This is a genomic window from Morganella psychrotolerans, from assembly GCF_965118875.1.
Classification (GTDB): Bacteria; Pseudomonadota; Gammaproteobacteria; order Enterobacterales; family Enterobacteriaceae; genus Morganella; species Morganella psychrotolerans_C.
The window spans coordinates 190,845-216,168 of sequence record NZ_CBCPJD010000004.1; the positions used below are offsets into that span (position 1 = coordinate 190,845).

Here is a 25,324-nt window from a genome sequence, read left to right on the forward strand (position 1 = left end):
AAGGATCTCAGAATGTTACCTGATAATTAAGTGCAAATGTCCGGCCGCGCCCTTTGTAGCTGTAAAGCTCCGGTGCGCCGTATGCCGGGCTGTAGAGGATAGGTGCGCGCTGTCCCCAGACCGTGGTGTAATCTTTATCCAGCAGGTTTTCGACAGCAAAGCTGACTTTACCAACCGGTAACAGATAACTGCCAAGGAAATCAACGGTGTTATACCCATCCAGTTTTTGTCCGTCCGCATCCGTCAGGTTGAATGACTGCTGGCTTTGCAGACGCAATGTCCAGTCATCCGGCTCCCATCCGACATAGGCAGTTACTTTTGACGGGCTGGCGAATTTTACACTCCATTTCTGCCATTGTTCACCCGACTTTGTCTCAGATTTGATCAAATTAAAGTTTGAGCCCACCCGCCAGTCAGTATCAGCAATAAAATAATCCACCGCACCTTCCACACCATAAATCCGGCGTTTGTCATCTTTCAGAAAGATAGTCATGTCTTTCTTATTGATGTCATAACTGCTGTCAGACAGCGAATAATAGGCAGCTAACTGGCTTTGCAGGCTGTCACCGGTGTAACGCCAACCCAGCTCAAATGAGTTGACTTTAATGCCTTTAACCCGTGTATCATTAATATTCACACTATTGAGCAGCGGATAATGACCGTTAACTGAACTGCCATACGTGCCGGTACCATAAAACTTAGCAATATCAGGAATTTCAAAGCCTTGTGAGAAATTAAACCAGGTTTGCTGTGTATCGGTGATATTCACCAGCACACCTGCATTAAATAACAAGTTGTTGTAATCCGTTTCTCCGCCCGGAATCGCATCCGCAGACGTCGCTTTTCCTTCCGCAATCAGTTGCTGCTGCTGATACCCGACAAAATCATCCACTTTATTTTTTGTGTACTGATAACGCATGCCGCCGCTCAGCGTCACCCACGGATTAATGTCATAACTGCTTTGCAGGAAAGCCGCCATATTAGTCGTAGTGTAGCCCGGGTAGCGCCCGGTGTTATACGCCGAATCCAGCGTCAGTCCGTTACTTTCTTTTGCTTTTTCCAGATTGAAAAACTTCTGATTGGCACTGAATTTTTCATGCTCGGCATCTGCGCCGTAAGTCAGTGTCAGGTTATCGAGTGGCTTGCTGTTAAAGGTAATTTTGCTGCCGTAGAAATCGGTTTTCTGCTCCGATGCACTGATGCTGCTCACCACATAATCCGGTTTTTTACCGCCGAGGGCCGGGAAAGGATAGAAGGTCTGCGTTTCATCGCGGTAATAAACCTGTGCCACCAGATCCTGTCCGAGCACATCCTGATTACTGTATTGCAGATTGACCAGATGACGTTTGGTGCCGGGTATCCTGTCAGAATCCAGCTTATCACTGTTACGCGCCGACCCTTTGCCGAGCACGGCAGAGAAATCTTTGCCCAGATCAATCCCATGCTTACCGTCTGATTCACTGTTGTAATATTGCGCCATCAGCTCCAGCTTCTGGTTTTCATCAATATTCAGTGTCCCGGAGCCCATCACATCCAGACGATCAGAATACTGAAGTCCGGTCTGTGTGTTATCAATCAGTACTTCATTACCTTTGCCGTCATACCAGCCGCCATAGCGCTGATACGCAACCGACATCCGCCCGGTCACCTGCTCATTTCCGCCGCTGACGGCTGCCGCCACATTTTCATCATGATCAGAACCATTATGAAAACCACTTTTGCCACCAATCTGTACTTCAACCTGCTTTTCCGCCTGCCCTTTTTTAGTCACGATATTGATCAGACCGCCGCTGCTACCGCCGCCATACAGAGAGGTTGCACCGGAGATCACTTCAATATGATTGATATTGAACGGGTCAATAGAATCAAGCTGGCGGCTGTCACTGCGTGATGAATTCAGACGGACACCATCCACCATCACAATCATTGAGCGCCCGCGCATATTCATGCCGTAGTTCGTCCGCCCCTGTCCGCTGACACTCATCCCCGGGATCAGCTGCGCTAAAATATCTTTCAGCTCTTTGCCGCCTTCCGCCTGTTGGGCAATATCCGCATTATCAATAACCCAGGTGGTTTGCGCCATTTCTGCAACTGTCCGGTAACCCCGCGTGGCAGATACCACTATCGGCTCATCAGCATCCGGTGATTGTGCCGCCAGAAGCGGAGGCGGCGTGAGAACAGTCAGGCAGGGCGTGAGCAGCCAAAACGAACGAATACGCATGTCATAATTCCTGTGAGAATAAGTGGGGGTCAATAGGGCATCATTTGGAGGTAAATAATATTGATTGAGAATGATTATCACAAGAAGAAATATTCGTGATGATGATTTATCTGCTGTATTTATGCAAAGTGTATTATTGTGCAGTTGGGTATCCCGGATCCCTGCGGGCCTATCCCGCCTGAGCACAGGCGCGTAATCATCATAAAACAAGGAGACCCCCATGCGGGCGGCGGACTATCTGAGACTCACACTGTTGGCGGCAATCTGGGGCGCCAGTTTTCTTTTTATGCGGGTGGCAGCACCGCAGTTAGGTGCCGTCAATACGGCATTTCTGCGCGTGTTTTTCGGCTGTGCCGGTCTGGCCGTGATCCTGCTGGTCATGCGCCGGGCACTCCGGTTTGACGGAAAACTTAAATCAATATTATTACTGGGCGTGATTAACTCCGGCATTCCTTTCTTTATGTATTGTCTGGCAGCGCAATGGCTTCCCGCCGGTTACTCAGCGATCCTCAATGCCACCACACCGCTGATGGGTGCATTAATTGGTTTTGCTTTCTTTTCAGAAACCCTGACTCTGCGCAAATGGCTGGGTGTGTTACTGGGTTTGATTGGCATAGTCGTCATCACCACGGTAGGTGAAAGTCAGGCCTCTGCCTATTTACTGTGGGGGGTTCTCGCGTGTCTGACTGCAACTGCCTGTTACGGATTCGCAGGTTTCCTGACGCGCCGCTGGATAAACGAAAAAGGCGGGCTGGATGCCAAACTGGTTGCATTTGGCAGTCAGTTGGGTGCCACACTTTTCCTGCTGCCGTTTTTTGGTTTTTCAGTCACAACCGGACCGGACATTAACTGGGCGCAACCTATGGTCTGGGGCAGTGTGATAACGGTCGGTCTGCTGTGCACCGCAGTGGCGTATATCCTCTATTTCCGGTTGATTGCCGACATTGGTCCGATGCGCTCACTGACAGTAACATTTATGATCCCGCCATTCGGTATTCTGTGGGGATATCTGGTACTTGATGAAACGCTCAGTCCGAATTTTTTCTTCGGCGCATTAATTGTCAGTGCTGCCGTCTGGCTGCTGGTCAGCCAGGGAAAAAAACGAAAACCCGCTGACAATGCAGCGGCGGTAAAATAAATCAGGTGCCGGCTTTCCGCCGGTTCCCGTCTCTTATTTTTTATCGGCTTACCAGTCCCGTTCCGTGATTAACATCTCCGGATCGGCATCCTCAAAGCCATAGGCACAGGCAATAATATAGAAAGAATTACCGATAGACTCACGGGCAACGGTTTCAATCTCACTTCCCGCTTCACCAAATGCCTCCTGCAAATCATTAAATTCTTCTGTCGCCCGCTCTGTCAGCACATACAGTGCCGCCAAATCTGCCGGCGGGTTACTTTCCAGGGTTTCGCACAAACTCAACAAAATATCCTCCCCCTGCTTTACCAGGTGATCCGGGAAGTAGCTGTCGTTGTACATATCATGTAAGAGTTTGGCATTCAGAATAGCCGGGTTAGTTACGGGCATTGCGGTGTCCTTATAAATCCCTTAAAAATAATCGTTTTTACATTTTCTTATACTACATTCCATTTTAATTTTCCCGGGTTTTAAACTAATGGATAAACTCTGTACTAATTATTATCCGGGATAATAAAGTGATTACGTGAAACTAAACAGCGTGTTCTTGTGGTTTTTTATGCTGAAAATAAAAATACGGCAGAGTAATAAAAAAATTATTTTATTAAATAACCCGAAATATTGTCCGGAATAATCAGACCGCTATACAGCCCGGTGGAGCATCAGCCCGGAAAAATTTGAAAGCCGGGGGCCACTCTTCAGGCCAGGCCGGATCAACATCTTCATCAGTGCATGAACAAAGGGCATAACGCGCAATGGCAGGAGAAAAAGATCGAAAATTATGCGGTTATGCGGCATTTTACCTGTGGTGTAATTGTCCGGAATAAAACTCTACCGGAGCAGACTATGAATCAGAAAGAATTCACAAGGATCAGCACAGGGGAGTAAACTATAACAACATGATATTATTATGATTTAATTCATGCATTCAATTCAAATTGATTTTTATTGTTATTGGTTTTTTATCATTAAATTTGAAATTTAAATGTCTAGTATCAGTGTAAAATTTCGTTTTAATGAACAAAAACAGAAAAAAATATAGTTCAATGATAAAAAAACATATTTTAGAATAAAACGTTATATTTCATGAGTTGCTTGCCGATATTCCTACTTACATTTAATTATAGTTATTACTATAATGTATGAAATCAAATTCAGTGTGAATAAAGAAATCCGGTTACAAATAACCAGAGCTTCTGTTTTACCATTTATAAAAAAGATCAATGTGTTAATAAAACTCAATTAATGTAATACATCGTTAAATAATTCATTCATCTTTTTATGACTAATTTATATTGGCATATAAATTTAGTGAAATATTATTAATGTTATTCCGTTGCCTTTATATGCAAACTATCTTCTGCCTGTTGTCTATTCAGAACAGACAGACGTACTTACCCTTAATAAATATGAGGTTTATTATGTTTTTTTCAAAAAAAGTAATTTCTGCTGCTGTTCTGACTGGTCTGATGGTATCTACTGCTGCATTTGCCGCTGATGAAGCCACTAAACAAGGGGCAACCGTCACCTTTAAAGCTCAGTTACGTGAAGCTGCCTGTGATGTGTCATCAACTACTGAAGGTGATACTGTTGATTTTGGTATTTTCACAGCTGACACCCTGAGTGCAGCAGCCGCTGACACCCAGATTGGCTCAACCAAAGAGTTCAGCCTGGTTCTGACTAACTGCTCCAAAGCCACTGATCCTGCCAAGGTGTTTGTTTATGCTGACGGTCAGGCATCAAATTATTCTCAGAACTATTTTGCCAACAAAGCAGCACAGTCTCTTGCGGTCCGGATCTTCCATGGTGCTGACGCCGCAACCGGTACCACCATTGTTCCGAATAAAGAGACTCAGTTAACTGATATTGTAAAAGTGACAGCAGGAACAAACGCGTCCATTCCGTTAAAAGCCAATTTAATGCTGACTCAGGCGGGCAGTACTGCAACACCTGAAATTATGAGTGTTCCGGTAACCTTCAGCGTAGCTTATAACTAAGTAATATAAGATATTGCAACACCCGGAGGCTTGAAAAAGCCTCTGTATAATATTTTTTATAAGGGTATAAATAAAAATGTTTCCAAACAAAAAAAAAGTATTTTCACATATAAAACAATCTATTTTTTTTATAATATTTTTATTTATATCGTTACCTTCATTTTCTGCCGGTGTCAGTCTGAATGCGACCCGATTGGTGTATGATCAGGGAAGTAAAAGTATTTCTGTTCATGCCAGAAACAATACAGATATTAATTTTTTATCCAAATTTAGTGTAACTGACAGCAGAAATATACCATCATCGTTATTCAATATTTCGCCACCACTGATTAAAATCCTGAAAGGAAAAAGTCAGGAGATCCGTATTTATGCCGATACGTCCTCTTTACCGGCAGATCGCGAAACTGTTTTTTATCTGCATGCGGTGATGATACCGGCGGTCAGCAGTGGTACCCAAAGTAATGCGCTGAGTATTGCATATGAAAATATCATTAAAATATTTTACCGCCCGGCTAACCTTACAATGTTACCTGAAGAGGCGTACCGTCAGCTGACAATTAAGGCAACATCTTCAGGTGTTACCGTCATGAATAATTCACCCTATTATATTTCTCTTAGCCGCCTGATATTAAATGGTACCAAAGTTGATTTGGATATGGCCCAAAAAAATACAATGATCCCACCGTTTGATTCCCTCAGTTACACCGTGCCGGTAAATGCCCGTAAAGGAACAGCAGAATGGACGGCCATTAATGATTTGGGGGGCGACAATGAGTTCAGTACGCAAATTCACTGACAGCGTTTCTGATTTCTGCGCTCAGGTGATGCTATTTACCGTACTCAGTCTGAGCCTGCCGGGTATGCTCCGGGCAGAAACATTCACGGTGACAGGAACCATCACCCGCGGATCTTGTGTCGTTAACATGCCGGACAGGGACGTTTTATTTACAGGGCAGATTGAAACACAAAATCTGAAAACGGATACCAGCGACACCACGTATACCGTACCGTTCACATTCAGGTATACATGTTCCGGGTTCGATACCTCATCCGGGCTGCCGGTGCAGATAATAAAAATAACCCCGGCAAGCGGAACCCGGGTCAGCACAGATAATAAGATCTTTCCCGATGCTGACCTGCAGAATGCAGGGTTCGTACTGAGGCATTGCAGTCAGGATAAGACCGGCTGTCAGATTGTGCCTTTTTCTTCCTCTGCTGCCGGAATTCCATCCGTTGTGACACACAATGGTGAACTGGAAACACAGTTTGAAGTCAGTATTGTTAAAATCAATGAGCTACCTGCCCGGTCCGGCAATCTGGTTGCAGCGGTAGATTTAACACTCATTCAGCCGTAATCATAAAGAACCATGATAATGAAAAAATATCTGTTTATGGCCACTATATCTTTGTTGTTTCTCTGGAGCAGAATACTTACGGCTGCTGATAATGCTGAATTTACATTTAACGTGAAGGTACTGGCCAACACCTGTGAAATTGCTGTTGAAGGTACGGCTGCCAATATAGTTGATTTTGGCAGTGTGCCGCTTGAGAAATTCAAATCAGATGCAGCAGCAGGAAATATTAAAAAAGAATTTATTGTCAAGTTGGTACGCTGCAGAAATAATAACTTCACCAAAAATAAAATATTGATTTCAGGTAATTACATTAATGACGGGTATTTGGATTCCCCCGGAAGTAAAAATTTCGCGGTAAGAATATCGGATAAAAATAATGCCACACAGTCGCAAAATGTTTTTTTCACTAACGTAAATAATACGATGTGGACCGGATTTACATCAGCAACAGCCACAAAAACGTTTACAGCCTACCTGATGTGCAGAAACGGAATTGCTGACTGTTCTGCATCAGCAGAGAATGTCGGTAATTTTAAAGCGACAGTCACACTGACCTACATGGTCGATTAAAAAATCAGAATGAATTCAGGGTATTGTTTATGCGTAATATAGTACTGGTGGTATTCCTGTCACTGATAGCATTGTCTGCATCTGCCGGAGGCATCGGCCTGAGTAAAAGCCGGATTATTTTTTCTGCGGCAGAAAAAAATCAGACCGTTGATATTAATAACGGCAGTGATAAACCGTACCTGATCCAGACATCTGTCATTCAGTCACCAGAGGGCCAGCCGACTGAGTTGTTTATTGTTACCCCACCGTTGTTCCGGCTTAATGCAAACAGTGATTACACTGTCAGGATCATACCTAAAAATATCAGTGAATTACCCGGGGATAAGGAATCCTTATTTTATTTAAAGGTCCGGGCTATCCCTGCATTAAATACCAATAAACGCGACCATCCCGGAGCTGATTTGGTTTTTGTCACCTCCGTAATCATTAAACTGCATTACCGGCCGGGTAAATTGCCGGTGCCGGATCAATCTGTTTTTGAAAAAACCACGCTGGTCAAAAATAATCAGGGCTGGAATATTTATAACCCGACACCTTACTACCTGACCGTGACAGACCTGACCGTGAATCACCACCAGCAACCCGGCAGTATCCTCATTCCGCCGTCAGGCCTGAAAAAAATAGACAGTCCGGCCAATATTCAGCAGGCATCCTGGCAGGTAATTAATGATTACGGCAGCCGATCAGACAGTATTCATTTTCAGTCTTCCGGCCAGAAAAATAATATGACAGCAACACCGGAATAATTTTTGCGGATTGAATGGCGTCACATATTGCAATCCCTTATGAAGAATAAAAAGGTACCGGAATGAAATGCTCAAAATTCAGGATCAGTCTGCTGTCTTCACTGATATGCTTATCTTTTTATTCCTACAGCGATGACTATTTTGACCCTGCCATGCTGGATAGCCAGCTGGGCATAGATCCGGGACAGATTGACCTTTCACAGTTTGCAAAAGATGACAGCGTACCAACAGGTAAATTTGCTGTTAATGTACTGGTTAACCGGAATAACCTGGGAGATCAGGTAATCACGTTTGTACCGGATGCTGACGGAAAAACAGTACCCGGGCTGACCCCTGCCCTTCTGGAAAGCTGGGGTGTCAACATTAAAGCAATAAATCAACTGAGCATACTGCCGCCTGATACTGTTATTACGGATTTGGCAGCATATATTCCGGATTCCCGGATACAGATCGATATCGCGGGTTTGGCAATGCAGGTCAGTATTCCGCAGATAGCCATGACAGATAAAGCGGAAGGGTTTATTGACCCGTCATTACTGGACGATGGGATCCCCGCTATATTTTTCAGCTACTTCGTCAGCGGTAGCAGGAGCCGGAATGACACTCCCGGAACCGGTACCGGCACCAATACCAGTGACTCGACATTCGCCACTGTTCAGTCCGGTATCAACCTGGGAGCCTGGCGGGCCCGTTCCTCCGCATCTTACAGCCAGAGCCATGCGTCGGGAAACACAGTATCTGATACCAACTTCAGCAATACCTATATCATGCGGGCATTCAATCAACTCAACTCTGTTCTGACACTGGGCGAGACAATATCATCTGCTGATGTGTTTGACAGCATTCCCTTCCGTGGCGGAAAACTGGGATCTGATGAGCAAATGCTGCCAAACAGTCTGCGCGGATTTGCGCCTGAGGTCAGCGGAATTGCGACGACAAACGCACGGGTGACCGTCAGACAGAACGGCTATGTGGTTTATCAGACTTACGTGGCACCGGGTCCGTTCAGCCTGAAAGATATTTCCCCGTCCGGTAATACCGGTGACCTGGATGTCACTATCACGGAAGAAAACGGAACAGAAAAAACATTTACCGTTGCATTTTCCTCGTTACCGGTAATGTTGCGTCCGGGCGGAATGAAATATGAAGTTGTCGCCGGGCAGTATAACGGCGGGATTACCGAAGGAAACAAAAAAAGCACCTTTGCCAGTGCCACAGGTATTTATGGTCTGCCGAATAATATTACGCTGTACGGCGGTGTTCTGGCAGCAGAAAGTTATCTTTCTGCTGTCGGTGGTGCCGGGATTTCACTCGGTGTCTTCGGCGCTCTTTCTGCTGATATGACACATGCTTCAGCAGGATTTGATGGCGATACCGGTCAGAAAAAAGGACAGTCCTACCGTTTACGCTATTCGAAGAGTATGACAACCACCGGCACCTCAGTGGATTTGACTGCACTGCGTTATTCTACACGGGATTATTTCAGCTTTGCTGATTTTAATAACCATGATTACCGGTTAAAAGACGGAGTATCGCCCTGGTTGAACCAGCGTCAACGTAGTAGCTTTACAACATCAATTACTCAGTCTCTGGGTGATTATGGCAGTCTTTACCTGTCCGGCAGCATTTATGATTTTTGGGAGTCCTCCAGTGAGGTGAGGCAGATTTCGGCAGGGTATAACGGCTCTTATAAATCGGTGAATTATTCACTGAACTACAGTATTGACCGTGTTAAATCAGAAAACAGCTGGCCTGAAAACCGACAATTGTCTGTGAATATCAGTATACCATTCAGTATTTTTTCTAATAACAGCCTGGTCCGGGATATCAACAGCACCTACAGTTATTCGCAGGATAATAACGGCCGGGTGAGCCAGCAGGCAGGTCTGTCCGGTTCTGCTCTGGATAACCGTCTCACATACGGGGTTTCACAAAGTCATACTAATAAAGGTCAGGGCAACAGCGGTAACGTGTATACCAACTATTCCGGCAATAAAGGAACGGTCTCGCTCGGGTATAATTATAATAAAGATTACCGATCCGTTAACGGCAGCGTCGGCGGAAGTCTGGTAATACATTCGGGCGGGTTCCTGGCTGGTCAGAATCTGGGCAGCAGCATGGCCATTATAGAGGCTCCGGGAGCAGGCGGAACGTATATCAGCAATCAAAATGGCATAATTAATGGGGGCGGATACGGATTATATCCGTATGTTTCTCCATACAATGCAAATATTATCAGTCTGGATGTTAATACTCTGCCGGATGATGTGATGCTGAATGAAACGACCAAAACAATTTATCCGACGGCCGGTGCGATCGTAAAAGTTAAATTTGATACAAAAATCGGGTATCAGGTCATTATTAACCTGAAACGTCGTGACGGTACAATGATCCCGTTCGGCGCCGTGGCTACCGTGGCTGACAGCCGTGCCGGAGAAGAAAACGGGGGAATTGTCGGTGATAACAATCAGTTGTTTATGAGTGGATTGCAGGAGTCCGGCAGCCTGAACATCGGCTGGGGTAACGGACAGAAGCAGCAGTGCCGGGTGAATTTTACCGATATCGGGAAATTGCCGGTTTCCCCGGGACAACCAATCCGGGTGTTTAATGCGGTGTGTGAGTAATCCCGCAGGTGTCAATCCTGAACTGACGTATTCCGGGCATAACAATGAATAACGGTATACTATTTTCCTGTATAACGGGCGAGGCAAAATGAATAAAATAAATAAACGACTGGCTGAATTATTGTTGATCACCGGCACAATTTTATCACCGGCCGCGGTAATCGGAGCAACCAATTACGGCACAATGACCCTGAAACTGAGCGGTGAGGTTGATCTGGCAAAAACACCGAACCCGGCGACGCCTCATTACCTGTCCGGGGCACTGACGGGAACAACATCTATGTCACTGCCGACCGCTTATAATACGACAACAGCCACGTGGTTAAATGTGATCTCAATAGTCGGGATATCCGGCAATAATACATCCTGCCAGTCCGGAACGAGTGCCTTCCATGCTGTTCCCGGAACAAATAAAAAGGGACTGGAACTGACATACAGCACCAATCCTGCTGTAAAAGCCTATGTTATACCTGAATTTAATTACGTGGGGATGGCCATTCTGGATCAATCAACAGGCTGGACTACCAACGGTAGTTTTTTTAGTCCGCCACGAGGGAATGGTGCTGCATCACTTGACGGTCTGAATGCCTGTATTTATCCGAACGGCTTGTCCGTACCATCAACCTGGACAAAGCAGATTATGGTCAGTAATGCCGGTTCATATCCTGTTTACATCTCCCGTCCGGTAGCGCCGGGCCTGGTACATTACACCGGCACGCCTCTGTATATTACAACGGAAGGTATTGCTGAGGCTGCAAAGGGATATCTGAGAGTAAATATATCCGCAGATATCAATATAATGTCGACATGTCAGATAAGTAATATTATTAACAATAATATCGATGTTACGATGGGATTCTCAAATGAAATAATTAAAGAATCATCATTGACATTCAGTTGTACCGGGGAAGGACAACAGCAGGTTTATTTCTCAGCAAAAGTTACTGAGGGCACTGCGGACACCGCTAACCCGAACCGATTGTTATTAACTAATATAACTTCACCATCGGTTAAGAACAGGCCCTGGGTTATCGGAAAAACGTTTATGGATGATGCCAGTCCGGCGTTAACATGTAATAACGCCAATGCCAACGACCTTATTAAATTTAATAATCAGGAAATGACATTGCCGTTAAAAGCCAATCTCAACCAGTTATATCGCCTCGGTATCAAGTGGGCAATCTGCTCTGATGATACAGTACCGGCTGGTAATTACCGGGGGAAAACAGTAATAAATATTTATACAAAAATGTAACAGTGATATTTTTGCATTTAATTTATTTAGCCATTATTATATGAATATAGCGTCAGGAATGAAACGTTAAGATATCATATCAGACTGATATGCTGAAATAAAAATAGTGAGTAGTTAATAAGATAACAGGAATAATTATGATAAGAATCACAGAACATTTATTTTTATTTCTTACATTGTTCTTTTCAGTTGCCGCACATAGTCAGTCAGAAAATAACATTTTGTTTTCATTACAGCGACATACTTATATTGAAGGATCGAAAAGTGTTTCAATTGGCCTCAGGAACGGAGAGACTGAGCCGTATCTGGTTCAATCCGGCATGGTAAAATTGGACATAAGTAATGGTGTTAGTCAACTGGAAGAAGATAACACCGATATTCCATTTATTGTTATTCCTCCGTTACATAAATTCACGCCAAATTCTTATTATGACTGGCGTATTGTTTTTTCCGGTGATGAAAGATCCTTACCAAAAGACAGGGAATCGGTCTATCTTGCTAAATTTTTATTTATCCCTTCCTCTCAAAAGAATAAAACAGATAATACAGATATATCTGTCATTCGATCATTTATTTTTAAAATCTATTACAGACCAAAAAACATTGAAACAATAAAAATCAACGATATTCAGGATAAGATTTCATTTCATCGCCGGGGTAACACTCTACTGGTAAAAAATAACTCCCCAATTTTTGTTACATTTGATACGTTACGTATCAATTCAAAGGAAATTGACAACAAGGAATTATTCAAACCGGTACCACCATTATCTGAGCAAATGTTTAATGTGCCACAAGGCATACCTGAAAATAATCAAATTGAATGGAAATTACTCGATGAATACTCGTTTCCACTGGATAAAAATATCAGTAAAGCAACCTCATTATAAATAAAACAGGATTACGACCTTCGGATAATTATAGAATATAGATAATTCACAGTAGCTAAATATATCGATAAATTTTCTATATGGATTTTAATTTCAATGTTATTAACAAAAAACACTTAAAATCCATCTCAAAATAATCTTTTTAAATAAGTAACATTGACGTTTAAGAGAATAACCAATTTGGTGCGATTATAGTTCAGGTAAAAACCTTTTACGTTCCGCAGAAATAAAAAATATAATCTGAATCGCCTCTGATTATTTGTTGTCGTTTATTCTGCCATAAAATCGGCAATTAACTGATTTTCATCAACGGATTTTGGCTGATAACGGTAACACAGCCGGTTCTGTCGCATTAATTTAATATCATGGTTAAATGGCGTTTATATTCGGCAATATTTTGTTCAACAGCCGGCTCTTTGATAACATCATTGACCATAAATGTCTTTAACTGAGACATTCCGAGAAACTGCTGCGATTTATGGAAGGCGAAATACACACCATCAACACCTCTGCCATCAAAAAAATTGCCGAATTCATTAAAGGCTTCTTCCGGTGCATTCCAGGTCACTGATAACATATACTTTTTACCCTGTAATAACCCACCAGTTCCGTATTGCTTTTTAGGATCGCGACGAGTGCGTCCGTCATTTTCATATAATTCCCCATGACCGGCTGTATATATATCATCCATGTATTTTTTTACTTTCCATGGCATCATCATCCACCAGCCCGGCATCTGGTATACGATGACATCTGCCCATATGAATTTATTAATTTCTTCATCTATGTTATAGCCTTCATCAACCTGTGTTTCCTGAACATTATGACCAGACGTGGTTAAATGAGCTGCGGCAATATCATGTAAAGTGCGGTTAAGCTGACCAGCTGAATGACCAAAAACCTGTCCGCCATTAATAAGTAATATATTCATCATTCACTCCTTAATTTAAATAACTGAAAATATGATGCTGTTTAATGCCCCCTATTAGCTGCATGAGTAAAGCATATCACATGGGTGTCTGTGATTATTGCTCTTTTGAGAAAAGTCTATTGTTCCATTGACGCTTTTTATCACCGGTATAACGCCGTATTCTTTTTCGCCATCAGGCCTTATCCGGGTCGTAAAGATAAAAAATTAAAATTTAAACAGGATTAAATATGAAAAACATACAATTAGCATTAGCAGCAACAATATTGTCACTGGTGTCTTTCAGCTCATCTGCTGAATCAGTTACCACAACTGGTGATACATTGGATTCAGCTGAAGCGGTTATTGCACAGAAAGCAAAAGAAGCAGGTGCTTCCGGTTACACAATTACCAGTGCAAGAGTGGGAAATACCACAACAATCAGTGCTGTATTAAATAAATAATAATCTTACTTTATTTAGCCATCCCAACTTTATTTATCGCAGAGGTATAATATGAGCGTTCCTGTATTAGGTGTAGGTACTTTTCGTTTACAAGGTGATGTTGTTATTGCATCCGTCAAAAATGCATTAGACGTTGGTTATCGTGCGATCGACACTGCACAGATTTATGAAAATGAAGCGGCTATTGGCCGGGCACTGACAGAAAGTGGTATTCCGCGTGAAGAGTTATACATCACCACTAAAATCTGGATTGAGAATCTGAGCAAAGATAAGCTCATTCCCAGCCTGAAAAAAAGCCTGCGTGATTTACAGACCGATTATGTCGATTTAACACTGATCCACTGGCCGTCACCGAATGATGCAGTCTCAGTTGAAGAGTTTATGTCTGCACTGACAGAAGCTAAAAAACAGGGTCTGACCCGTGAAATAGGGGTGTCCAACTTCACTATTCCGCTAATGGAAAAAGCTGTCGCCGCAGTGGGTGCGGAAAATATTGCCACCAACCAGATTGAACTGTCTCCTTATCTGCAAAACCGTACAGTGGCCAAGCGGGCAAAAGAGCTGGGTATTCATATCACGTCTTATATGACGCTGGCTTATGGCAAAGCGTTAAAAGACGAGATTATTCAGTCTATTGCGGAAAAACATAATACAACACCGGCACAGGTTATTCTGTCATGGGCGATGGGTGAAGGCTATTCCGTTATCCCCGCGTCAACCAAACGTGAAAACCTGATAAGCAACCTGCACTCAGCAGACTTGCAGCTTGACCTGGCCGATCGTGATGCGATTGCAAAACTCGACTGCAATGATCGTCTGGTCAGCCCGGAAGGACTGGCTCCTGAATGGGATTAATTCCGTGTTGTGATTCAGAAGTCATAAATAATCATGGCTTCTGAATGTGTGCCAGATAGTGTGTCAGACTGTCGATGAAGACCCGGATTCGCCGGCTGACCACTCTGTCACTGTAATAAACCGCATGAAACGGCAGCGGAACCGGCTGCAATTCATCACTGAGCAATTCAGTAAACTCGCCGTTCTCAATCCCTTCATTCACCATAAAATCAGACAGACACGCGATACCTTCCCCACTGGCGCACAACTGCCGTAATGTTTCCCCGTTGTTCGAAGAGATTCCGTCCGCAACATTAATCAGTTGGCCGTTTTCTGTATTCAGCGGCCAGGTATTCAGTGATGCCGGTTCAGTAAATGTCAGGCAGGTGTGATGATGTAAATCAGCCACTGAGGAGGGTTTACCAGCAGTTTCAATATAACGGGGAGATGCCACGACTTTCCGGTAACTGCTAAATAACAGACGCGCACGCAAACTGGAATCTGTCAGTTGCCCTGCCCGTATCGCGATATCAACTTTACGCTCAATCAGATTAACGAAGGTTTCGGATGAAACCAGTGATAATACAATATCCGGATATTGCCGGCGGAACACCGAAATAAACGGAATAAGCAGGTGCAGGACAACCGGGGTTGCCGCATCAATCCGTAATACGCCTTTCGGCGAACTCTGTGAACCGAGCAGTTCGTTTTCTATAGCCTGCATTTCCTGCAGGATACCTTTCATCCGCTGAAAATAAAGTTCACCTTCTGCCGTCAAATCAATCTGCCGGGTTGTCCGGTTGAGCAAATTAACGCCAAGTTTGTCTTCCAGCTTTTTAATAGTACGGCTGACGGCGGAATTCGCCAGATTCAGTTTATCTGCGGCTTTAGTAAAACTTTTGTGCTCAACGACTTCAATAAATACACGAGCTTCTTCCGATGTTGCCTTCATACACGGTTCCTTTATGTTCCCCGGCACCTGACTGACACGCCATATGCAGAGATCACGTTATTATTGCCGGTAAAGCATCAGTAATCAGGCAATAATGATAATGCAGAAACAGTATATCTGAAAAAAATAACTCAGCCTGCGCATCTTTTTATTGCACAGGCCGGGTTTATTACCGGCAGGAGAACGACGACAGGAACAGCCGCCGGGGGTACGAATGCAGAAAGCCGCCATTATCAGGGATCAGCCTGATTCGTTGCCAACTTTGACTAATACCTTTTACAGCCGGATTTTTACTGCGGCAATAACTGCAATGCAGTTTCCCGGAGCCCCGGGCAGTGCTATAGTGCCCGGATAAAACCGGCGCACTGCCCGGCGGCTGTTTACCGAACCGGAGATAACATTGAAAAAACACCCTGAGGATGCCCCTTTCCGGCAGTCACCAAAAGATGAATGCACATTCACCTTTATTGACCTGTTCGCCGGTATCGGCGGGATCCGCCTTCCCTTTCAGAAACAGGGCGGACGCTGTGTTTTCACCTCAGAATGGGATAAATTTGCCCAGCGTACCTATCTGGCCAATTTCGGTGATCTGCCCAACGGCGATATCACACAGATAGCCGCAAAAGACATTCCGGATCATGATGTACTGCTCGGTGGCTTTCCCTGTCAGGCATTCTCTCAGGCGGGATTCCGTCAGGGATTTAATGACACGCGCGGTACCATGTTCTTTGAAATTCAGCGCATCATGACTGAAAAGAAACCAAAAGCGTTTCTGCTGGAAAACGTAAAACAACTGCGCGGACATGATGGCGGACGCACATTACAAACCATTCTCAACATTCTGCGCGGCACACACGAACAAGCCGTACCGGATCATCTTCCGCTGAGTGAAGAAGCCCGGAGCGCGCTGTCTGAAAAACTCAATTATTGGGTGGATTTCCGGGTACTGCGTGCCGCAGACTTTGGTATTCCACAGAACCGGGAACGTATCTTTATTGTTGGTTTTGATCGCAACCAATTCCCGGATGCTGATTTCGACACCTTATTTTCCTGGCCTGAACCAAGCCATACCCCTACCCGGCTCGGCAATATCCTGCAAAGCAGGAAAGCCCTGGCAGACGATGCACTGCAATATAAAAAAGATCGCTTTACCATCTCGGATAGATTATGGGAAGGACATCAGAAACGGAAAAAAGAACATAAAGAGCGGGGTAACGGATTTGGTTATTGCTTGTTTAATGAAAATAGCGAATACACCAATACACTCAGCGCCCGTTATTATAAAGACGGCTCAGAAATTTTGATTGACCAGTCACACGCAGGTAAAAACCCACGGAAACTCACTCCCCGCGAATGTGCTAATCTTCAGGGATTTCCGGCTGATTATATTATCAATGCTGTTTCACAGGGGCAGATATATAAACAGTTTGGTAACTCTGTCTGTATGACAGTCGTCGATGCCATTGCTAAAAAATTAACTTCCGCACTAAAATCCGCCGGTTCTTCTCACCCGAAAAAATAAAAATATCGACGGGATATAACTCTGTATATTTCATACAGAGTTATATCTGCATAACAAAAAACAGATGCTACATTTATAGTTAGTCCATATGTTTGAAATGTGAAAGCAAAGCAATACTTTTATTGATATATTCTCGCCCGTTTTTAATATAAACAAGTCACAAATAACATAATAAAATGGATGTTAATTATGAAATTAATTAAATACAGCACGCTTATTGGATTATTCGTATCATCTTGTTATACCGGAAATACTCTTGCTGATTCACCGTATGACATCACACACAAGTCGCCTGTTTTTGGTACTACCGCCGTTAAATATCATTCATTTTCAGATAGCCATCACTACCAGAAATCCGTTATTTCAGGCGCATCAGCCACATCTCAGGGCGACTATACTGTCGCTGTCGGTAACAATGCAAAATCTGAAAAGCACCATACTGTCAGCCTTGGTGCTTATTCAAGAGCAGCCGGGGAAGACTCTGTCGCACTCGGATATGGTGCATATACAGATCGTTCACGAACAGTTTCTATCGGGAACAGTTATATCAAAAAACAATTAATAAATGTGGCAGACGGTACTGAAGACAATGATGCAGTTAATGTCCTGCAATTAAACCAGAAAGGAAAGAGTATTCAGGAAAACATTAACACTTCCAAAAACGATGCTATAAATACAAGTACACACTATACAAATAATCAGGTTAATGAATCAACGAAAAAAAATGATCAACAATTTCAAAAAATAAAAACACAGTTTGCTAAAAACGAACAGCGTATCGATACTTTTGAAAAACGTGTCAATGCCGGTCTTGCCGGTGTAACTGCTATATCATCAATTCCTTATGTTACTGCAAATAATTTTTCGTTCGGGATAGGTGTTGGTAATTATAAAAACGGAAATGCAATTGCCGCAGGTGCGCAATATAAACCATTTGAGAATACTAATATCCGTATCAATACCTCTCTCGATAATGATAACAACTCTGTTGTTGGTGCAGGCCTTGCTATCGGCTGGTAATAAATAGTAATAGCGCAGAGGAATTCCTCTGCGCTATATTACAGATAGTGGTTCCATCATCTTTATCTTCATGACCCTCTCCCTGATTTTTCAGTTTATAATAAGTGTATCCTTGTCATTATACTGAACAGACTATCAGCCGGAATATCCTATTATGGATGTACATGATCAAGAAACCCGCTCGAAAAACATGCGGGCAATTAAAAACCGGGATACCAAACCCGAACATCATGTCAGAAAATTACTGCATAACAATGGCTTTCGTTTCCGCTTGTGCTCTGCCAACCTGCCCGGGAAACCCGATATCCGGATGGCAAAATACCGCACAGCTATATTTATCCACGGCTGCTTCTGGCATATGCATGACTGTGATAAATTCCGCCTTCCCGCCACACGAACAGAATTCTGGCAAAAAAAACTGTCTGAAAATAAAGCACGTGATGAAAAAAATATCCGTGAATTACACAAAATCGGGATCCGTACATTAATTATTCGCGAGTGCGCATTGACCGGAAAAACCAGGCTCAGCGACCAAATACTGCTTACATTAATAAAAACCTGGCTGATAAGTGGTGTTCTCTATGGTGAAATAACAGACGAAGGGATGGTTATCAACCCCTGATAACCATCCGGTACTATAATAGGTGCATCACTGTTATGATGCCCTCATACAACCGCGTCACAAACAACCACCGGCTGATACCTTAATGACCCGAACCCAACGCCTGCTCACGTTATTACAGATCCTGAAAGAAAATCGCTATCCTGTGACTGCGGAATCCCTTGCTTCACAATTACAAATCAGTGTGCGATCTATCTACCGGGATATTGAATCATTGCGTTGCCAGGGGGCAGACATTACCGGGGAAGCAGGTATCGGCTATCAGCTGAAATCAGGCTTGTTATTGCCGCCACTTATATTTGATGTCAATGAGCTGGAAGCGCTGATCCTCGGATTACGCTGGGTACAAAGTAATGCAGATGATGAACTGAAAGCCTCGGCAAAACGGGCAGCAAATAAAATTAATTCTGTTGTTGAAAATGAATCTCAGGTGATATTCAGCCAGAGCACTTTATTTGCTCTCTCAACACAACTTACTCAGGTTGATAATCAAATCGCCAGAGAATTACGTCGCAGCCTGCGGGAAGAACTGAAAGCAAAAATTGATTATCAGGATGAAAAAAAACAATTAAGCAGCCGGGTTATCTGGCCGGTAGCTGTCGGATATATGAAAGACGTTCAGGTGCTCGCCGCCTGGTGTGAATTACGACAAAATTACCGGCATTTCCGTCTGGACAGGATCCAAACCTATACTATTTTGCCGGATAAACTACCTTATCCCAAACATTATTTACTCGAACGCTGGCGTAAAGATATCCTGTGTATACCCAACGTCATTTAAGATGCAGCCAACGAACCTGCAGTTTGAATGAATAAGAGTATATACCCAACGTCATTCAGGATGCAGGCAGGCGGCAAAGGAAAACAGACGGGGAGCATACATCAGTATGTGACCCGGCTGGTTGAGTGCAGCCAACGAACCTGCAGTTTGAATGAATAAGGGTATAATCACTCCTGACAGTTTCTGACACACCTCTGCTCTATGATGATGGCTCAACATAAAAACAGGAAATCATCATGAGCGGACTTACACTTTATACCAATGCGATGTCACGCGGGAATACCGTGGATTTATTTTTTAAGATTTTATCCGTTCCTTATCAACGCATTGAACTCGGTTATGGTGCGGATATGCATACTCCTGAATATCTCGCCATTAACCCTATGGGCAAAGTTCCCGCGCTGGTTGATGGCGATAACATCATCACCGAAACTGCCGCAATTTGCATGTATCTTGCCGATAAATTTATTGAAAAGGGTTTTGCTCCCGCAATTGATTCACCTGCACGGGCAACTTATTACCGTTGGTTTTTATTTACGGCGGGACCGGTTGAAGCGGCATTTACCGCCCGTGAAATGGGAATGAAATTAGATGAAGAACAACAAGCAAGGTCAGGGTTCGGATCATTTGAACGGGTGATGGCTTGCCTGGAAAAAGGATTAACAGACGCCAAACCGTATTTATGCGGTAACACATTAACCGCAGTTGATGTCTATGTCGGTACTTTCCTGTTTTTTCTGGCAAAACATAATTTAATTGAAATATCACCGGTTATTGCCCGCTATATAGAAAGCCTGGCATTAAACCCGGAATTTGCCTCTGTCATCACGGCAAAGTAGATCTTATTTCCGGTAAACTGACTCCGGCATATCACTAACGCCACAATGGCAGGTAAAAATACCATTTTACCTGCCATTTCCTGCTTTATTTTATTCTCTCCCGGCAGTACGATTACTTACCTCTTTCCGGAAAAATAAAGGCAATATGATGATCAAACCCATACTAAAAATAACACTGATCTCTGCATTATTTTTGATGTCTTCTGTGAGTACAGCACAGACCATCACGGCCTGGGGCGACACACTCTCTGATGCAGAAGCCGGTATTGCAAAGCAAGCAGAAAAAGCCGGAGCGACATATAAAATTACCAGCGCCAGAGTCGGCTGGGTAACTTATGTCACCGCAACATTGATTAAGCAAAAAGACACTCCTGATACCGCACCTGCAGAAAATAAAAAAAACAAGGCTAATCAACCTTCAGAGATTTTACCAATGTCAGGAAAAATTCCGCCGGCAGATTAAAAATCAGCTCAATTCAAGCGTATTTTCCTTATAAAAAAATGCATTATTCACACCTATATATTTAGAGTCAACAGCGAACATATAATGTGCAGCCCTATATTTACTGCCAATGATTGCAAGTATCGCACTGCCGATTCTGTAATCAAATTGACTGTCGCAGGAGTATTCCTGCGACTTTTTTATTTATTACCTGTTATATCTGTTTCTTAAATAAATATCTATTTTGCAAATAGTTATTTATTTAAAATAGAAGAAACATCCTCTGTTCTCTCTGTATGTAACCACCAGACAACATCGCTTTATAGATATTGCCTGGCTGAGATCCCGGAAGTTAATTTGAAAAACGAGCCCCTGTGATTACAGCTGACGTTGTTCCAGGCTGGATTGTATCGTTTTAATTTCACCTTTTAAGGTTTCACCGCGGTATACCATAGATGTATCGTATCGTTGATATTTCTCATCCCTGGCTGCACTGAACCAGTTGAACGACCCTATACACAAAAGCCCTTCATCACCTATCACGATTTTACTGTGAACACGATTGACCAGCTTCGTCACGACACCCATCTCATTTAATTTTTCCACTGCATCATTAAGGCGCTGATGTTTTGCTTTGCGCTTTTCATAATCGGCATCCCCGGTATTAAAGCTTTTGTCCGTTACCACAGTAATGTCGATACCACGAGCGCGAGCCCGGACCATCGATGCAAGAAAACCGGTTTGTTCCAACTTTTGCCAGGTCAGCCAAGGGGAAACGATGGTAATACTCTTACCGATAGCGTCAAAAGTCTGGTTCAGAAACGCATCATGCTGCTCAACACTGTGCAAGGTAGAGATCTGCGTTTGCGTTGTACTAAGATCCCGGCGTTCTTTGTACTCAAACTCCAACACATTACTGGTGGACGCAAACAGGTATTTTGCCAACAATCCTCTCGGCGAGGAGCCTGGCTGGATCTCGAACAGATCCATATCACCAAAGACCAGGAAGCTATCTTTAGCACGTGAAACCGCAACGTTCAGCATGCTGCTGTCACTATCGATAAACCCGCCATCTTCATGCTTCGAATAGACCGGAGAGAAAAGCACAATCGCCCTTTCCGCTCCCTGCAAGGAATGAACTGTGCCGACTGTCAGTGAATTTTCATCGCCGTGACAATTGATATCCAGCTTACGTAATGATGACTTTAGAGCATTGACCTGCGCGGAAAATGGCGTGACTATTCCGACCACTTTATGCAAAGGTTCATCGTAATGACGCTCAATGTCTTTTTTGTGAGCCGCAAGCCACGCTGCTATCGTCTCAGCTTCAAAGGCGTTATAACGGCTCCCGCCGTTTGCCTGCATACCTTTACCATCTATATGCAAATAGCCCATTGCAGGGAAAATCGCTCCTTTTTCTTCCCCTCGTTTGGGCTGCAATTTACCGTGATAGCAAAGGGTATTACAGTAACCAATGATGCTATCGAAGCAACGACGATGCTCGTACAGATACATCCCCCGGGCCAGGTCCGGATCGTACTGGTAGCGTGAGTTAAACTGTGCGACCTTCATGACACTGCCGGATGCAGCACTCTTTCCTGAGTCACACACCAGTGCATACGCTTCAGTAAGTTCTTCCTGAGTGCCTCCGGGAAGAATGTTCTCCTCAACCATATTGCCAATATCTATTCCTGGCTGGCTGTTCCAGATAGGCGCAATCTGCTCCGTGTCACCAATCACTAACGCTTTCTTCGCCAGAGCGAAGGAGGCAGCTGCCACTTCGGGGAGCACCTGCCCTGCTTCATCGACGATCAGCAGGTCGGCTAAGTTATAAAAATAGCTTTTATCAAATGGCTTGCCCTTTCCTGCAAATTCACTGATTTTCATGTGGAGGGGCAGCATGTAGCAGGTCATCACGACGCAAGGTGTCAGTTTCATTCTTCGCTGCCAGCGGGCTTTCACGCCTTTTGCCCCGTTACGGCCTTTTTCTTTTTGAAGATTATCAATCGCCGCCATATCCATCAGCCAGCGACCTTCCCAGTAGTGGGTCGCCAACAGGAATGCCGGAAAACGAAGCTGTGTATCGGCAAGCCCGTCAGCTTCGCTCAGACTCAGCTCAGCTTCGCCTGTATACCCCAGCGAATTGGTAATCTCACGCCAACATATGGCAGCTTCGTTTTCACGTCGGAAAACGCCCTGAGCAAGTTCAATCTGTTGCTGGTACTCAGCCTGCTCTTTAAGCGCTTCTGCAATCAGACCATCAATAAATACATCAACTCCTTCAGGTAAAGAACCCTGAAATGCAGCCATTCTTGTGCCAAGCGTCTCATCCAGGAAGAGGCTAATCTGATAGTGGCGCTTAGTACGAACAGCGGGGAGCCATGAGAAGAGTGCGAACAATATCGACTCACCAGCCCGATATTGCCGCCACTGTTTTTTGCCTTGGTCCAAAAATGTGATTTCATTCGTACTGCCGAGTAGTAACGTATTTTTGTTATGAATGTATTGGTCGGGATCTTCACTGATAGCACTACGCTCGCGGCGAATACGATTCAGGTGGTTCCATGTTTGCTCTATTTGATTAAGCTGCACCGACTGCCCGAGTAAACACTTATGCAGGTGCTCCACAACCCGTTCGGGAGAGCTGCAATCCTTCGTTGGGAATGCCGTCCTCGCCATTTCCAGAAAGAATATTTGTGCCTCTTCAACGTATCCGAGAGATTCAACACGCTCAAAAAAAGCATCCGTCTGATATTTTTTCGCTGCGTCAGCCTTACGGCCCGCAGACGGGAAGTAAGCGCCATAGCTATTCAGTCCAGGCAGCCAGCGCCCGGCCATCGCTCCGGTACCGGTAGAAAAATCTTTACCGAAGGCCTCAATAATGTTGGTCACAGCCTGATTATTGGTTGATGCGGCAATCACCACCGGTGGCTCAGTTTTATTCAGTGCAGCCCTCACCCACTCAGTTGCAATGATGGAGAGAACCAGAGTGGTTTTCCCGGTTCCGGGAGGACCGTTTACAGCAAGAATATCGCCCGGCTGTTGAGTGAGATAATGGCTCAGAGCATCACGCTGCGCGACAGCCAGCGGGAACTTATCCCCGGAATGCCCCAAACGCTCACTGAACATGGCATTGCCGGCAAGGAGCGGCTCAACAGGAAACGTTCCTTTCGAGGCAAAACGCGTTAGTAATGGAACCTCTTTTTTGCACGACAGCAGATGATCGTACATGGGCAAGATATGGATACTTGCCCCTCCGGGTTGGTTCGCTTTGATAACATAACCATATCCGGCCGGTTCATATTGCTCGTGGTTAGAGAGCCATGTTTCGGCCACGTTTTTCAGGAGATTCTTTGACTCAGTGAGATACTGTTGCCACTGCAATTGATGCTTTGCATAACGTTCAGCTCGCTGCTCGTCATTTTCCTCACTGCATTGCTGTTCGTCATCCTTACCAAAGGTGATCGAATTATGCGTGGTTTTGTATTTGTCATATTGAGCCATCTCGCCAATTGAGAAGGTGCCTTTGGGGAGTGGCTCAAGCAGGTCACGGGGAATGGTGGTTGACGCAGTGGGAAATAAAAATCCTTCACGGTTCATGAGAGCAGAGGTAACCAAAGGTGTCACTATACCGGGAGCACCAGCAGTCCGCTCTTTGCCATGCTTTAACAGGCGGATCCATACCTGTGGTCGTAACAGAATCTCTACGGCATTAACCTGAACCTCTTCACCATCGAAGAACGAATGAACGATCTTCTCATTTAACCTTCCAGCCGCGACATCCATCCACTGCGTGAATGAATCTTCATCTTTACGCTCAAATGCCCCTTTTCCAGACTCGGCATCAGCTAAGGCATTACGCCAGTATGAAGTGAATCCCTGAGTATTGCTGTCCATTCCCTATCCCATAACTTAAATAAAATTATTGATTTCGTTGATATTGACATAATTCATGGCTAAACATTGTGCACTATGCGGGCAAGAGCGCAATGATTTGTTTGTGCAGAAGAAACGATTATTATGTGGTCTTATAGGAGATACCGTAATAGTGTTGAAGATGTATTAATAGCAAAGCAGCCATAATATCACCCGAACGTTTTTTATATGATTTGAGCAAAGAATGTATTGCTCTAAAAGATAAGCTT

At 44.1% G+C, this 25,324-nt stretch carries 22 protein-coding genes; 17 read left to right on the top strand and 5 right to left on the bottom strand.

Annotated elements, in window-relative coordinates:
- Nucleotides 1-7 precede the first annotated feature (7 nt).
- On the bottom strand, nt 8-2,221 hold the full coding sequence (locus ACMHKJ_RS06215) for a TonB-dependent siderophore receptor (protein WP_413492623.1): 2,214 nt from the start codon (nt 2,219-2,221) through the stop codon (nt 8-10).
- Nucleotides 2,222-2,441: 220 nt separating this feature from the next.
- Here ACMHKJ_RS06215 and ACMHKJ_RS06220 point away from each other — a divergent pair, with 220 nt between their 5' ends.
- Nucleotides 2,442-3,359, top strand: coding sequence for a DMT family transporter (locus ACMHKJ_RS06220; protein WP_413492624.1), 918 nt, complete (start codon nt 2,442-2,444; stop codon nt 3,357-3,359).
- A 48-nt stretch (nt 3,360-3,407) separates the two neighbouring features.
- On the opposite strand, the gene ACMHKJ_RS06225 is transcribed toward ACMHKJ_RS06220, so the two are convergent.
- Nucleotides 3,408-3,749 (bottom strand): DUF5713 family protein, encoded by a 342-nt coding sequence (locus tag ACMHKJ_RS06225; RefSeq protein ID WP_413492625.1) that lies wholly within the window; start codon nt 3,747-3,749, stop codon nt 3,408-3,410.
- A 1,031-nt stretch (nt 3,750-4,780) separates the two neighbouring features.
- Here ACMHKJ_RS06225 and ACMHKJ_RS06230 point away from each other — a divergent pair.
- The 8 genes from ACMHKJ_RS06230 to ACMHKJ_RS06265 all read left to right on the top strand — a co-directional run bounded on the left by ACMHKJ_RS06230 (nt 4,781) and on the right by ACMHKJ_RS06265 (nt 12,796).
- Entirely contained in the window at nt 4,781-5,356 is a 576-nt protein-coding gene (locus tag ACMHKJ_RS06230) for a fimbrial protein (protein ID WP_413492626.1), read from the top strand.
- A gap of 76 nt (nt 5,357-5,432) precedes the next feature.
- Nucleotides 5,433-6,152, top strand: coding sequence for a fimbrial biogenesis chaperone (locus ACMHKJ_RS06235; RefSeq protein WP_413492627.1), 720 nt, complete (start codon nt 5,433-5,435; stop codon nt 6,150-6,152).
- A complete protein-coding gene (locus ACMHKJ_RS06240; protein ID WP_413492628.1) occupies nt 6,127-6,711 on the top strand; it encodes a hypothetical protein in 585 nt (194 codons plus the stop codon). The genes ACMHKJ_RS06235 and ACMHKJ_RS06240 overlap by 26 nt, the downstream gene beginning before the upstream one ends.
- An 18-nt stretch (nt 6,712-6,729) precedes the next feature.
- The gene (locus ACMHKJ_RS06245; protein ID WP_413492629.1) at nt 6,730-7,281 is read left to right on the top strand and encodes a fimbrial protein; all 552 of its coding nucleotides are present in this window, start codon (nt 6,730-6,732) and stop codon (nt 7,279-7,281) included.
- 29 nt (nt 7,282-7,310) lie between these two features.
- Entirely contained in the window at nt 7,311-8,027 is a 717-nt protein-coding gene (locus ACMHKJ_RS06250) for a fimbrial biogenesis chaperone (RefSeq protein ID WP_413492630.1), read from the top strand.
- Between the two features lie 62 nt (nt 8,028-8,089).
- Nucleotides 8,090-10,651: a fimbria/pilus outer membrane usher protein gene (locus tag ACMHKJ_RS06255; protein WP_413492631.1), complete on the top strand. Its 2,562-nt coding sequence runs from the start codon at nt 8,090-8,092 to the stop codon at nt 10,649-10,651.
- Nucleotides 10,652-10,739: 88 nt separating this feature from the next.
- On the top strand, nt 10,740-11,906 hold the full coding sequence (locus ACMHKJ_RS06260) for a hypothetical protein (RefSeq protein ID WP_413492632.1): 1,167 nt from the start codon (nt 10,740-10,742) through the stop codon (nt 11,904-11,906).
- Nucleotides 11,907-12,043: 137 nt separating this feature from the next.
- A complete protein-coding gene (locus ACMHKJ_RS06265; protein ID WP_413492633.1) occupies nt 12,044-12,796 on the top strand; it encodes a fimbrial biogenesis chaperone in 753 nt (250 codons plus the stop codon).
- Between the two features lie 352 nt (nt 12,797-13,148).
- Here the strand turns inward: ACMHKJ_RS06265 and ACMHKJ_RS06270 are convergent, their stop codons facing one another.
- Nucleotides 13,149-13,727: an NAD(P)H-dependent oxidoreductase gene (locus tag ACMHKJ_RS06270; RefSeq protein ID WP_413492759.1), complete on the bottom strand. Its 579-nt coding sequence runs from the start codon at nt 13,725-13,727 to the stop codon at nt 13,149-13,151.
- Between the two features lie 227 nt (nt 13,728-13,954).
- On the opposite strand from ACMHKJ_RS06270, the gene ACMHKJ_RS06275 reads away from it, so the two are divergent.
- Together ACMHKJ_RS06275 and dkgB are read left to right on the top strand one after the other, a co-directional pair.
- On the top strand, nt 13,955-14,167 hold the full coding sequence (locus tag ACMHKJ_RS06275) for a YdgH/BhsA/McbA family protein (RefSeq protein WP_413492634.1): 213 nt from the start codon (nt 13,955-13,957) through the stop codon (nt 14,165-14,167).
- A gap of 51 nt (nt 14,168-14,218) precedes the next feature.
- Entirely contained in the window at nt 14,219-15,022 is an 804-nt protein-coding gene (dkgB, locus tag ACMHKJ_RS06280; RefSeq protein ID WP_413492635.1) for a 2,5-didehydrogluconate reductase DkgB, read from the top strand.
- A gap of 31 nt (nt 15,023-15,053) precedes the next feature.
- Here dkgB and ACMHKJ_RS06285 read toward each other — a convergent pair whose 3' ends face one another.
- Nucleotides 15,054-15,953: a LysR substrate-binding domain-containing protein gene (locus ACMHKJ_RS06285; protein ID WP_413492636.1), complete on the bottom strand. Its 900-nt coding sequence runs from the start codon at nt 15,951-15,953 to the stop codon at nt 15,054-15,056.
- 400 nt (nt 15,954-16,353) lie between these two features.
- On the opposite strand from ACMHKJ_RS06285, the gene dcm reads away from it, so the two are divergent.
- From dcm to ACMHKJ_RS06315, 6 genes are all read left to right on the top strand, one after another.
- Entirely contained in the window at nt 16,354-17,475 is a 1,122-nt protein-coding gene (gene dcm, locus ACMHKJ_RS06290; protein ID WP_413492637.1) for a DNA cytosine methyltransferase, read from the top strand.
- Nucleotides 17,476-17,664: 189 nt separating this feature from the next.
- Entirely contained in the window at nt 17,665-18,495 is an 831-nt protein-coding gene (locus ACMHKJ_RS06295) for a YadA-like family protein (RefSeq protein WP_413492638.1), read from the top strand.
- 154 nt (nt 18,496-18,649) lie between these two features.
- Nucleotides 18,650-19,117 (top strand): very short patch repair endonuclease, encoded by a 468-nt coding sequence (locus tag ACMHKJ_RS06300; RefSeq protein WP_413492639.1) that lies wholly within the window; start codon nt 18,650-18,652, stop codon nt 19,115-19,117.
- Nucleotides 19,118-19,202: 85 nt separating this feature from the next.
- On the top strand, nt 19,203-19,898 hold the full coding sequence (locus tag ACMHKJ_RS06305; protein WP_413492640.1) for a helix-turn-helix transcriptional regulator: 696 nt from the start codon (nt 19,203-19,205) through the stop codon (nt 19,896-19,898).
- 236 nt (nt 19,899-20,134) lie between these two features.
- Nucleotides 20,135-20,737, top strand: a complete 603-nt coding sequence (locus ACMHKJ_RS06310; RefSeq protein WP_413492641.1) for a glutathione S-transferase family protein — start codon at nt 20,135-20,137, stop codon at nt 20,735-20,737.
- 145 nt (nt 20,738-20,882) lie between these two features.
- Entirely contained in the window at nt 20,883-21,200 is a 318-nt protein-coding gene (locus ACMHKJ_RS06315; protein ID WP_413492642.1) for a YdgH/BhsA/McbA family protein, read from the top strand.
- Nucleotides 21,201-21,557: 357 nt separating this feature from the next.
- On the opposite strand, the gene ACMHKJ_RS06320 is transcribed toward ACMHKJ_RS06315, so the two are convergent.
- Entirely contained in the window at nt 21,558-25,076 is a 3,519-nt protein-coding gene (locus ACMHKJ_RS06320; RefSeq protein WP_413492643.1) for an AAA domain-containing protein, read from the bottom strand.
- Nucleotides 25,077-25,324: the final 248 nt, after the last annotated feature.